Source organism: Vulcanococcus sp. DEBay_Sum29NL08_54 (assembly GCF_017859255.1).
In the GTDB taxonomy this organism is placed as follows: domain Bacteria; phylum Cyanobacteriota; class Cyanobacteriia; order PCC-6307; family Cyanobiaceae; genus Vulcanococcus.
This window is the reverse complement of sequence record NZ_JAFMNJ010000001.1, coordinates 133336-143887: the sequence shown is the minus strand read 5'-3', so window position 1 is coordinate 143887 and position 10552 is coordinate 133336. Positions and strand designations below refer to the sequence as shown.

Genomic DNA, 10552 nt, shown 5'->3' with positions numbered 1-10552 from the left:
GAGCGGCTCTCCGTCACCGTTGACTCCGGAGCGGCTGTCGCTCCGCTGTCTGATTCCACGTTCCGCCCCTGCACCGTGATCACTGGCGCCTCCAGTGGCATTGGTGCAGCGTTGGCTCGATCCTTCGCGCAGCACTCAGAGGTGTTGGTGCTGGTGGCGCGTCGTCAGGACCGTCTGGACGAGCTGGCTGCCGAGCTGGCGCAATCCGCCGCTGCGAGGGTTGTAGCGGTGGCGTTGGATCTCAATCAACCGCAGGCCGTCGATCAGTTGTTGGGGCGACTAGCGGCGAATGGACTCTGGGTCGAGACGTTGGTCAATAACGCGGGCTTTGGGCTGCGGGGAAGCTTCGAGGCGTCCTCTTGGATGCAGCTGGAGTCGATGCTGCGGTTGATGGTGGAGGTCCCGACGGAGCTCACGCGGCTGGTGTTGCCAGAGATGCAGCGGCGTCAGCAGGGAACGATCCTGAACATCGCCTCTCTGGCGGGCCTGATTCCGGGACTGCCCGGCAGCACGCTCTACAGCGCCGTGAAGGCCTACCTGATCCGCTTGTCCCAGTCCCTCGCGGCTGAGAACAGTGGCTCTGGGATTCGGGTCATGGCCCTCTGTCCGGGCTACGTCCACACCGAATTCCACGCCGTCCTGGGGGTCGAGCAACGCATGCAGCGTCTGCCGGGGGTGTTCTGGATGTCCGTTGATCAGCTGGTGCGCTGGACCGAGCGCGCCCTCCAGGGCCGCCAGGTCGTTGTGGTCCCCGGACGCTTGAATCGTCTGATCGCGGCCTTGGCCCACTACCTGCCGCTGCCCTGGGCTAACACCCTCAGCGCGGCCTTCTCGCGCCGATTTCGGAGCAGGCCTTGAGCATCACGGAGATTGGGATGCAACTGGGGCTGCTGGCGGTGGCCCTGCTCTCCAATGCCCTCTCGGCGTTGGCTGGAGGCGGGGCTGGACTGGTTCAGCTGCCCGCCTTGATCCTGATGGGCCTTCCCTTCCCAGTGGCCTTGGCGACCCATAAGGTCGCCAGCGTCTCCCTGGGGGTTGGCGCCAGCCTGCGCCATGCGCAAGAGAGCAGCCTGAATGCACGGCTCTCGGCGTTGATCCTGCTCAGTGGACTCCCAGGGGTCTGGCTCGGGGCCCGCACGGTTCTGGCGCTACCGCCCCAACTCTCCACTCTTCTCTTGGGTCTTCTGACCATCGCCCTAGGGGTGTATTCAGCCTGTCGCCCTCAGCTCGGTGCTTCCTCTGGCGGCCAGAGCTGGACAACAGAGCGATTGGCCCTAGGGGCATTGGTGCTCTTCGCCATTGGCTTCCTGAATGGCTCCTTGACCTCGGGGACGGGCCTGTTCGTCACCCTCTGGCTGGTGCGCTGGTTCGGACTGGACTACGGCAAGGCCGTCGCCCATACGCTGATCTTGGTCGGCCTGTTTTGGAATGGGACGGGGGCCCTGACCCTCGGTGTCCAAGGGCAGATTGCCTGGAGTTGGTTGCCGATGCTGCTGATCGGCTCACTGGCTGGTGGCTATTTGGGGGCCCATGTCGGCCTTCGTCAAGGGGCAGCGCTGGTGAAGCGTGCCTTTGAACTGCTCTGCCTGGTGATGGGGTGCTCGCTGCTGCTGAAGGCACTGGGCTGAACTCAGCTCAGCCGCCGAGGGCGGTGAACAGGCCGACGCTGAAGCTGGTCAGACTGACGGCGATCAGTGGTCGAGTCCAATCGGGCATGGCCGCATCTCATCTCCCACAACAGTCGCTGAGATCCACTGGCCTGTCGGTGTGACTCGCTACCTGCTGCCCTGCGCTTTGCTTCGTCGATGACCTCCCCTGGGCTCCAGCTCATTGATCAAGACCTTTTTGATGCGGTGGCTCTACGGGCGCGAGCCAGTGAGCGCCTGCGGATGAACTTCAACCTGCATCAGGAAAGCGATCTGGTGCAGCGCTTCTTGAATGTCATGCAGCCCGGTACCTACGTCCGGCCCCATCGCCATTGCCGCCCAGGTACGGGGGAGGGGTTTGAGTGTTTTGTGGTGCTTCAGGGCTCGATCGGGGTGCTGTTGTTCGATGCCAACGGAACATGCCTGCGTCAGGAGCGACTCGATGCAGCAGGTCCCGTTCGCGGCCTTCAGCTCGACGAGGGCCTCTTTCACTCGCTCGTGGCCCTCGCCCCCGATTCGGTGATTTTTGAACTGAAGCAAGGTCCTTATCAACCGCTCGCCGATAAGGACTTTTTGGCTGGGTTTCCCCAGGAAGGCGAGCTTGAATCCGGTCAGCAGGAGCTGGAGTGGAGGCGTTCGTTTGATGTCTGAACTGGCTGCCTTTTTGCAGTGGAATACCCCCAACCTTCTGGCCGATGAGATCCGCGACGCCAGCTGCCATTGGTTGCTGCTGAAGGGGCTGGGGCTCGACCCGGGACCAGGTCGGCCCAGCGCCGATCTCCAATCCTTGGTCCTGCCGATGGAGGAATGGCAGCTGTCGATCACCACGGCGGCTTTTTACAGCGCGCCCGAGCAACACGAGCCCAATCCCATCCAGTTCCGCATTCCCCTCACGGCGGCGAACACCTTGGTCTTCGCCCTGTTCTCAGGGCAAACCACTCCGCTGGATCCGGCCGAGTGGTCCTTCTGGTTGGTGCCCGTCAGCAAGTTGCATCCCGAGCGCCAAACGATGGGTCTCAATCCCTTGATGCGCGCCTTTGGCGAGGGACTGACCTACGGCGCATTGCTCGAGCAGCTGAAACCGAGCCGGGCCGTGTTCCGCATCGTTCTGGATGAGGAGTCCGCCAATCCATCGACCAGCGATCCGCTCGCTGGTCAGGAATTCGAGAGCTATGACGCGGCCTACGACGTCCTTGAGCGCTACTACGCCGATGTCTGTTGTTCCGATGAGCGCAGCTACTACCGCATCGAAGAGCTCTCCTCGGTTTGATAGCGGCTCAGTGCTTCGCGGGTCGACTCAGCGAGGGGCCGCGTTTGCTTCAGTTTTGGGCTGAAGGCCCCGCCGGATAGCAAGGCGTTAGGGCAGAAGAGAGCGAGATCCTGACCCTCCATCAGCTCCAGGGCCGGGAGTGGCGTCTCGAGGCGGGCACGAAAGACATGTCTGATCTTTCCCGGTTGGCTTGAGACATACCAAAGATCCGGCGTGCCGATCTCCAGTCGAATTTCCTCCCAGAGTTCCCGGCGCAGCGCTTCCTCGGGGCCTTCTCCGGGCTCAAGGTGCCCGCCAAAGAGACCCCAGCAGCCGGGAGCGACGATGCCTGCAATGTCATCCCGCAGCTGCAGTAACCAGCTGCCGTTGTGCTCGAGAACGGCCAGAGCCACCTGCACTTGGGTCATGCACGGATGATGGTCAGAGCAACGGGGCCATGCCTGTGTCGAGTTTCCACTGGTTGCAGCGGCTCAGCCTTGCGCTTCTTGCCGCCGCCGCTGTCCCCCTCTGGACAGCGCCGGCACGCGCCATTGAAGAGGTTCTGATTGAGCTTCCCCTGTTGCGCTCCAGCTTCAGCGTCAAGGTCAGCGAACTGAAAAGTCCCAGTGCCCTCATGGCGGGCCGGAGCGACCTGGCGGAATTGGATCGGGCCTCGGACGGAGCGGTGAGTCAGCTGCTGATGCAGGTGCTCCAGCGACCGATTCCGATCTCGATGATTCGTTTAGCCGATGGATCCGTTGGCTCACCTCTGCTCGAGCAAGCATTTTTGGTGGTCTCATCCCTCGGCACGATCGAGGGGCGAGATCCCGATCTGACGGGGCAAACCTTTCGTCAGGCGTTGGATCGGGCGAGGGTGAACGCCACTGGTGGTGAGCCCACCCTGGTCGAATTAATCGAGGCCCTTCCTGGCCAGCGGGTGCGCTTCAACCTCGGCCAGGTCAAAGCAATCCTGGGGCGCATGTTGGCCCAACGCGTCCAGGCCAACAGCTTCTTCGCCCAGACCCCACCTGATCTGCTGCCAACGGCTCCTGCACCGTCGTCATCTCCAGCGGTACGACAACGGCAGGTGCGTCTTGCGGTGCCCCATCGCACACGGCCCTTGGAGGTGGTGCTCGTTGAACCCTCGCAAGGGGGCAATGGGCGATTGGTGTTGATCTCCCATGGCCTCTGGGATAGTCCCAAGAACTTCGCGTCCTGGGGGGCTTTGCTGGCCTCCAGGGGCTACACCGTGGCCCTGCCCCGCCACCCCGGCAGTGATAACAAGGAGCAGGCCCTGATGCTGAAGGGAGCGGTACCTCCCCCGAAGCCCATTGAGCTGGCCCTGCGCTTTCGCGATCTCAGCGCGGTGACAGATGCGGTGGCTGCTGGTCAACTCAGCGGCGTGACTGGGGTCAACGCCAACGCTGTGGTTGTCATTGGTCACTCCTGGGGCGCGACGACGGCGTTGCAGCAGGCGGGTCTGGTGCCCCAGGCGACAACGCTCAAGAAGCGATGCCCGCAAACCAGTGATCCACAGCGCAATCTGAGCTGGACCCTGCAGTGCAGCTGGCTCGATGGCGTGGATCAGGCCGCCCTTCGCGATCCGCGGGTCGTTGCAGCCGTGGCCGTCTCGCCGCCCATGTCACTGCTGTTTTCGGTTCCGCAACTGCGCAACGCCAGTGCACGTCTTCTGGTCGTGAGTGGCACCCATGACTGGGTTGTGCCACCTGACCCCGAGGCAATCACACCGATGCGCCAGGCCGTGCCCTTCGGGCACCAATTGGTTTTGGCGAAAGGGGGCGATCATTTCAATCTGCGCCCCGGTCAGCAGGCCAATGGAGGGGTGCTGGGTCCGCTGCTGCTGGCCTGGGTTGAGGCGGCCTATCAAGCCGGCCCCGCGCTCTCCCCGTCAGCCGGCGCGCCGCCACTGCTTGGCACAGGCCCTTGGGGCCATCCATTGATTCCCCTCAAGGACGTCTCGACCGCGATCCAATCGGACAGCTGAGTCGATCTACCCATCGCCCGTCGCCACTGGCTTCGCTTCGATGGCGCTGAAGCCTCCTCACACAGCCCTGCCTGGGCTGTTTTTTATGCCTCGCTGTTTCGGGGTACGGCTTGGCGCCAGCCCCCCTCCTCCAAAACAGTGATCGGGGTGTCAAAGCAGTCACTGAGGCTTGCGCTCGTCAGCAGTTCCGGGGCAGGACCATCGGCCACGATTTGCCCGCTTTTGATCAGGACAGCCCGCTGGACCTCAGGGATCACGGCCTCCAGTTGATGCGTCACTAGCAGCAACGTGGTTCCTGTCCTGCTGAGTTGCCGCAGGCTGTTGAGGAGTTGGTGCTTGGCCTTGAAGTCCAGGCCATTGATCGGTTCATCGAGGACCAGCACCTCGGGTTGATGAATCAATGCGCGGGCGAGTAGCAAGCGCCGCCGCTGCCCATCCGAGCAATGACCGAAGGCCTGACCACGGAGATCAGCCAATCCAAGCTGCTCGAGCTGGTTCAGTGCTTCTGCCCGTTGCTGCTGTGTTGGGCGTTGGGGACGGCCTAGCCCGACTGAGCCAAAGAGGCCGGAGAGAACAACGTCTTCCGCTGGCACCGTTGGGATGTAGCCGCTCTGCAGGTCACTGGAGACCAGGCCGATGCGTTGCCTCAGATCCCAGAGGTTGACGGTGCTGCTGCCAAACAGCTTCAGCTCAGAGCCCGGCTTCACCACGGGGTAGAGCTGACGATTGATCAACTTGATCAAGGCGCTTTTGCCCGCACCATTGGGTCCCAGCAGCACCGTGGGTTCCCCTGCTTGCAAGCTCAGGGTCAGATCGTTGAACACTCGCCTGGCACCAAGCCAGGCCTCAACGGAGATGGCCTCGAAATAGGGGGTCGCGGTCATGAACATCGGCCACTGCTTCCAGCATCGGCACGGGCCGGCTCTTTAGGGTCAGCCCCATGCAGCCTTTTTTCCTGCTGGAGCCCGGAGATGGCTTGGTGCTCTGCGGGGCCAATGGCCTGGTTTCCCACGTCGACCGCACGGCTCAACAGCGCTTGGGTCACCACTCCCAGGAGTGGTGCGGCCGCGCGATGGGCGAGTGCTGGCCGCAGTTGTCTGATCTCATCGTCCAGGAACACCGGCGTTTAGCTGAGGGGCCGCGGGACCATGTGCTGCCTCTGCCCCATCCAACGGGGGTTGAGCTGGCCACCCGCCTCCGTCTGTTTGCCTGTGACTCTGGCTTTGGCGTTGGCATCCTCAGGCGCCGGGCGCAACGACTCGATGCGGCCCCCGAGGAAACCAACGAAGACGCCTACCGCCGTTTGCTCGAGGGGGTCCTGGACACGGCGCAAGATGCCGTCTTGGTGACCTTGGCTGAACCCTTGGATGCCCCGGGTCCTGTCATCGTTTACGCCAACCAATCGCTACTGGATCAGACTGGGTACGCGCTTCACGAGGTTCTCGGCAAGAGTCCGAGGCTCTTTCAGGGTCTGGAGACTTCGAAGGAGAGCACCTCTGCACTACGGGCGGCGATGGATCAGTGGAAGCCAGCGTCCATGGAGGTCATCAACTACCGCCGCGATCAATCCACCTGTTGGATTGAGCTCAAGGTGGCGCCCCTGGCGGATTCCTCGGGCTGGTACACCCACTGGGTCTCGGTCCAGCGGGACGTCACCGATCGCGTGCTGCTGAAGCGGCAACTTGCCCAAGAGGCCAGGGCGCTGGCTGACAAGCTCGATCGCTGAAGGGGCCCCGGCCGATTGCTGACCTGACACCCTGCAAGCTGAGAGCTGCTTCACGTCTCTTTACAATTGCGGCACAAGCGGTGTTCCGTTGCTCTCGCGCGTTGCCATCGATTTCGTCAGCACGGTCTTTGGCCTACCGCTGCGGCAACTCGCCTTGGCCTGCAGCTTTGCTCCGGCCTACCTGACCATCCCCGCCGTTCGTTGACATCGCCTTGATCGCGGGCATCGTTGCGACAGCGATAGGCCTGGGAGATGCAAAGCCTTCCTTTTCTGGGTGATGAGCGCATCAAGGTCAGCTGCGATCTTCGCCGAGTTCACCTGGCTCGCTTGGATGCCCTGAAGGAACAGTGGGGTCTTCCGTCGCGGGCGGCTGCACTGCAACGTCTTCTCGATCTTTGTTTCCTCGGCGACATCAGCCTCGATCAGTGCCATTAAGTTGCCGGCACTGCAGTCCTCGCCATGGCACCCACAGTCCTCAAGTTCAGTTCCGAGGATTGCGGCACCTGCCATCGGATGAGCCACTACGACGGCAAGGTTGCTGAAGAACTGGGGTGCATCTTTGTCAGCGTGATGTTGCAGGACACCGAGACCTATCGCAGATACAGAAAGGTCCTGCTTGCGCAGTATCCCAACAAGGAAGGAATGGGCTGGCCGACCTACCTCGTGGTGGAAGACCCCGACGGTGAGTTCATGATCCACGGTGAACTCAAAGGCGGGATGCCCAAGGGTGACTTCCGCACCAAACTCGCGGCACTCCTGCCCAATCTTTGAACTTTCTTCCAGGGGATCGCTTGATCCCTACCCGCGGAAACGTTCTATTGGCTTAGACAAGCGGTGCTTGAAGGTGGAGTCGCAGCCGTCACCAGCCTGGATCCATCGGGGCTGCCGGATTGCTCTGATGGATCAAGCCGATCACACCCGTTGCTACGCGATTCAGCACCGAAGCGGTCTGTCCCTCGGGACCTGCACCTCCCTGGATCACGCCCGTGAACGGATTGACCAAGAATTACCGCTGCTGAGGCAGCGCCTGATCGCAGCCGCCTAGTCCATCAGGCGATGCGAAGCTGGTGATCGCGCTATGCAGTGGTGTGCCTCAGTCCGTTCTGCTCTGCGGCTACTACGGCGAACACAACCTTGGCGATGACGCCTTGTTGCAGGCTGTCCTTGGGGAGCTGCCTGAAGCTTGGACGCCTGTCGTCACCGCGTTTGACCAGGACCAGGTGCGGAAGTTGCACGGCGTCGAGACGGTGCAGCGCCGTGACCTCAAGGCCGTTCTTTCCTGTTTGAGAGCCTGCGATGCCCTGGTCTTGGGCGGCGGAAGCCTGCTGCAGGACAGCACCAGTTTTAAAAGCCTGATCTACTACGCCAGCTTGATGACCGCCGCCCGATTCCAGGGCAAGGCGGTGGTGCTCTGGGCCCAGGGACTCGGTCCACTTCAACGCAAGCGAACGCGGGCCCTGGTGCGTCTGCTGCTCCAGATGACGACTGCCGTGAGTTGGCGTGATCCTGAATCGGCGACCTTGGCTCGCCGTCTGGGGTGCGACGGCGAGCACGCTGCGGATGCGGTTTGGATGTTGCCGCAGCAGCAGTGGCTCGGCCGTGGTGGACCAATCGTGGTCTGCTGGCGGCCAACGCCCTTGCTCCAGGGCAGTGATTGGAGTCCTTATCTCCAGGCCCTGGACCAGTTATCCACAGAGGCAGACCGCGAGGTGTTGTGGCTTCCTTTCCATCGCAACCAGGACGCTGATCTGTTGGAGCAATTCCGCCGGGAGGGGTTGATGCCCGAGAGCTTATCGAGGCGCAGTCGCCAACTCAGCGCGAGCCATCCCAGGGAGGCGATGGCCGTGTTTCGCTCCTCTGGTCTGGTTCTGGCGATGCGCCTGCATGCCTTGATTCTGGCGGCCCTCTCCGGTGCTCCGGTCAGCGCCCTGAGCTACGACCCCAAGGTCCAGGCCTGCGCTGATCAACTCCAGTCTGAGGCCTTGGACTTGCGCCAGCGCGGCCGGACTGCTGAGGAGTGCTTGACGCTCTGGCGCAGCAGCTTGGATGGTCCTCCGGCGAGCAGGGTGATCGCCTCGATCCGCTCGACGGTGGAGCTGCATCGACGCATCCTGCGTGCCGCCCTATGTCGCTGATCCTGGATCTGGCGGCTACGAGCTGTCTCTGCTTGCTTGTACTCCTGCTGGCTTTGGAGCTGCAACTGGGCCGTGCCCCAAGGCTGACCAAGACGGATTCGCAGCAGTGCCCCGAAGACTGCGGGTGGCTGCGGATTCTCGTGCCCGCCTACAACGAGCACGACAACATCGAGGGATGCCTTGGGGCGATCGTTGCGGCCTGCCCGCCGGACTGGCCGATCGAACTCGTCGTGATTGATGACGCCTCAAGCGATGACACCCAGGCCTTAGCTGAGCTGTGCCGCACGAGCTGCAGCCGTTCTGATCTCCACTGGCGGATTGTGCAGGCCGGAGCGCGCCCGAGTGGTGAGCGCTGGTCCGGCAAGAATTGGCCAGCAACCATCGGTTCGGAGTTGCCCTGGCCCGATGGGACGGCAGCGCGGCAATGGTTGCTGTTTCTCGATGCCGATGTGCGCCTGCAGCCCGGGGTGATTGAGGCTGCCCTTCAAGAGGCCTGCAGTCAAAGCAGCGATCTGTTGACCCTGGCTCCCCGGCTGCAGTGCAGTTGTCTTGCGGAATGGTTGGTGCAGCCGATTGTGGCCACCCTGTTGGGCTTGGGTTTTCCGATTCGGCGCAGCAACGACCCCAACGATCCAACGGCGTTTGCGGCTGGTCCCTTCATGCTCTTTCGCCATTCCAGCTATCGGGCGATTGGAGGCCATCGCGCTGTTGCCGCTGAGGTGGTCGAAGATCTGGCCCTGGCCCGAGCGGTCAAGCAGGCCGGCCTGAGTCTGCGGTATCTGCTTGGCGTTGATCTTGTCGACCTGCAGATGTATCGCTCCTTGGCAGCGCTGTGGGAAGGCTGGACCAAAAACTGGTTTCTGGGGGTTGATCGCAACTGGTTCAAAGCCGTTGGCAGTGTCGCTGTGGTGTTGCTGCTGTTTGCCGCTCCCTGGTTCAGCGCCGTTGCTCTGTTGCTGCAGGGATGGCTTGGCGGTCCGATTGAGCAAATGGCGATTTGGGCTGTGGGCTGCTCCATCGCCCTGGTCTTGGCGATCCGTCTGTGGAGTGCCTGGCGCTTTGGCACACCGATCAAATTCTGGTGGTTGAGTTGGCTTGGGGCGTTGCTGATTGCGGCCATCGTGCCCGCCAGTATTTGGAAGACGACCACCGGACGTGGTTGGACCTGGCGTGGGCGCCAGCTCGAGGGCTGACGCTTAGGCGCTAATCCTGAATTGCGTAGTGCTGTACACGCCCTGGAGACCAGGGAGTGCGGTTCATTGGGCTATCCCACGGACGCAGCATGTCGTCAGGAACAGCGACCCAAGCTCAGATGTTTGAGCTGATCCCCTACGAGAAGTTCCGCGATACCCCTGCGGTTCGTTTCTTCGATATCACCGTCGACAACTCCAACGCGCGGGATCTGGTCATCCATAGCGGGCCGGCCGTTAGTCCACCGGATGAGCCCAACACGGGCGCCTGGCAGTTCTATCTCCACCCCCATCAAGAGGACAATCTGCTCGCTCTGACCGGGGGCCGCCTGTTCTATCTGGTGAACTTCGGCTGGAATTATCCGTATCACATTGTTCGCCTAGAAACCGGTGGTGACATTCTCCGGATTCCGCCCGGAACCTTCCACCGTTCGATCTCGGATGAGGAGGGATCGGTCGTGCTGAATCAGGCAATCCGTGATCCAGGAGCCAGCGTTGCCCGCGAGTTTCGCGTCTACAACAGTCGACTCATTCCTCGTCTGTTTGCGACCACCTTTCGCTCAGCGCCGTTGCCCAAGTTGCATGGCGTCAGCTGGTAGGC

The 10552-nt window shown here is 62.3% G+C and carries 14 protein-coding genes; 12 read left to right on the top strand and 2 right to left on the bottom strand.

Going from position 1 to position 10552, the window contains the following annotated elements:
• The 4 genes from QZ186_RS00775 to QZ186_RS11705 all read left to right on the top strand — a co-directional run.
• Positions 1–858 (top strand): SDR family oxidoreductase (locus tag QZ186_RS00775; RefSeq protein WP_296415135.1); only part of this gene is annotated, 858 nt, incomplete at its 5' end.
• A 17-nt stretch (positions 859–875) separates the two neighbouring features.
• On the top strand, positions 876–1628 hold the full coding sequence (locus tag QZ186_RS00770; RefSeq protein WP_296415178.1) for a sulfite exporter TauE/SafE family protein: 753 nt from the start codon (positions 876–878) through the stop codon (positions 1626–1628).
• 177 nt (positions 1629–1805) lie between these two features.
• Positions 1806–2297: a WbuC family cupin fold metalloprotein gene (locus tag QZ186_RS00765; protein ID WP_010317187.1), complete on the top strand. Its 492-nt coding sequence runs from the start codon at positions 1806–1808 to the stop codon at positions 2295–2297.
• Positions 2290–2916, top strand: coding sequence for a hypothetical protein (locus QZ186_RS11705; RefSeq protein ID WP_363155534.1), 627 nt, complete (start codon positions 2290–2292; stop codon positions 2914–2916). Before QZ186_RS00765 ends, QZ186_RS11705 begins: the two co-directional genes overlap by 8 nt.
• Here QZ186_RS11705 and QZ186_RS00755 read toward each other — a convergent pair.
• Positions 2886–3323, bottom strand: a complete 438-nt coding sequence (locus QZ186_RS00755) for an NUDIX domain-containing protein (protein WP_296415132.1) — start codon at positions 3321–3323, stop codon at positions 2886–2888. The two genes, QZ186_RS11705 and QZ186_RS00755, sit on opposite strands and share 31 nt — an antisense overlap.
• 29 nt (positions 3324–3352) lie before the next feature.
• Here QZ186_RS00755 and QZ186_RS00750 point away from each other — a divergent pair, with 29 nt between their 5' ends.
• Positions 3353–4900, top strand: coding sequence for an alpha/beta fold hydrolase (locus QZ186_RS00750; protein WP_296415130.1), 1548 nt, complete (start codon positions 3353–3355; stop codon positions 4898–4900).
• A gap of 83 nt (positions 4901–4983) precedes the next feature.
• Here QZ186_RS00750 and QZ186_RS00745 read toward each other — a convergent pair whose 3' ends face one another.
• On the bottom strand, positions 4984–5784 hold the full coding sequence (locus tag QZ186_RS00745) for an ABC transporter ATP-binding protein (protein WP_367268109.1): 801 nt from the start codon (positions 5782–5784) through the stop codon (positions 4984–4986).
• Positions 5785–5840: 56 nt separating this feature from the next.
• Here QZ186_RS00745 and QZ186_RS00740 point away from each other — a divergent pair, with 56 nt between their 5' ends.
• The 7 genes from QZ186_RS00740 (at position 5841) to QZ186_RS00710 (ending at position 10550) form a co-directional block, all read left to right on the top strand.
• A complete protein-coding gene (locus QZ186_RS00740) occupies positions 5841–6626 on the top strand; it encodes a PAS domain-containing protein (RefSeq protein ID WP_296415128.1) in 786 nt (261 codons plus the stop codon).
• A 252-nt stretch (positions 6627–6878) separates the two neighbouring features.
• Positions 6879–7061, top strand: coding sequence for a hypothetical protein (locus tag QZ186_RS00735; RefSeq protein WP_247478567.1), 183 nt, complete (start codon positions 6879–6881; stop codon positions 7059–7061).
• 24 nt (positions 7062–7085) lie between these two features.
• Positions 7086–7397 carry a thioredoxin family protein gene (locus QZ186_RS00730; RefSeq protein ID WP_296415127.1) on the top strand — a complete coding sequence of 104 codons (312 nt, stop codon included), beginning with the start codon at positions 7086–7088 and terminating at the stop codon, positions 7395–7397.
• 127 nt (positions 7398–7524) lie between these two features.
• Positions 7525–7671 (top strand): hypothetical protein, encoded by a 147-nt coding sequence (locus QZ186_RS00725; protein ID WP_247478564.1) that lies wholly within the window; start codon positions 7525–7527, stop codon positions 7669–7671.
• 43 nt (positions 7672–7714) lie between these two features.
• Positions 7715–8761, top strand: a complete 1047-nt coding sequence (csaB, locus tag QZ186_RS00720) for a polysaccharide pyruvyl transferase CsaB (RefSeq protein WP_296415126.1) — start codon at positions 7715–7717, stop codon at positions 8759–8761.
• Positions 8752–9954 (top strand): glycosyltransferase family 2 protein, encoded by a 1203-nt coding sequence (locus QZ186_RS00715; protein WP_296415124.1) that lies wholly within the window; start codon positions 8752–8754, stop codon positions 9952–9954. The genes csaB and QZ186_RS00715 overlap by 10 nt, the downstream gene beginning before the upstream one ends.
• 119 nt (positions 9955–10073) lie before the next feature.
• Positions 10074–10550 carry a redox protein gene (locus QZ186_RS00710; RefSeq protein ID WP_247478559.1) on the top strand — a complete coding sequence of 159 codons (477 nt, stop codon included), beginning with the start codon at positions 10074–10076 and terminating at the stop codon, positions 10548–10550.
• Positions 10551–10552: the final 2 nt, after the last annotated feature.

Bases quoted from the DNA above. Each gene is read 5' to 3' on its own strand.
- QZ186_RS00750 (WP_296415130.1), top strand. From the start codon at position 3,353: ATGCCTGTGTCGAGTTTCCACTGGTTGCAGCGGCTCAGCCTTGCGCTT.
- QZ186_RS00770 (WP_296415178.1), top strand. From the start codon at position 876: ATGCAACTGGGGCTGCTGGCGGTGGCCCTGCTCTCCAATGCCCTCTCG.
- QZ186_RS00765 (WP_010317187.1), top strand. From the start codon at position 1,806: ATGACCTCCCCTGGGCTCCAGCTCATTGATCAAGACCTTTTTGATGCG.
- QZ186_RS11705 (WP_363155534.1), top strand. From the start codon at position 2,290: ATGTCTGAACTGGCTGCCTTTTTGCAGTGGAATACCCCCAACCTTCTG.
- QZ186_RS00735 (WP_247478567.1), top strand. From the start codon at position 6,879: ATGCAAAGCCTTCCTTTTCTGGGTGATGAGCGCATCAAGGTCAGCTGC.
- QZ186_RS00710 (WP_247478559.1), top strand. From the start codon at position 10,074: ATGTTTGAGCTGATCCCCTACGAGAAGTTCCGCGATACCCCTGCGGTT.
- QZ186_RS00725 (WP_247478564.1), top strand. From the start codon at position 7,525: ATGGATCAAGCCGATCACACCCGTTGCTACGCGATTCAGCACCGAAGC.
- QZ186_RS00755 (WP_296415132.1), bottom strand. From the start codon at position 3,323: ATGACCCAAGTGCAGGTGGCTCTGGCCGTTCTCGAGCACAACGGCAGC.
- QZ186_RS00745 (WP_367268109.1), bottom strand. From the start codon at position 5,784: ATGACCGCGACCCCCTATTTCGAGGCCATCTCCGTTGAGGCCTGGCTT.
- QZ186_RS00715 (WP_296415124.1), top strand. From the start codon at position 8,752: ATGTCGCTGATCCTGGATCTGGCGGCTACGAGCTGTCTCTGCTTGCTT.
- QZ186_RS00730 (WP_296415127.1), top strand. From the start codon at position 7,086: ATGGCACCCACAGTCCTCAAGTTCAGTTCCGAGGATTGCGGCACCTGC.
- QZ186_RS00740 (WP_296415128.1), top strand. From the start codon at position 5,841: ATGCAGCCTTTTTTCCTGCTGGAGCCCGGAGATGGCTTGGTGCTCTGC.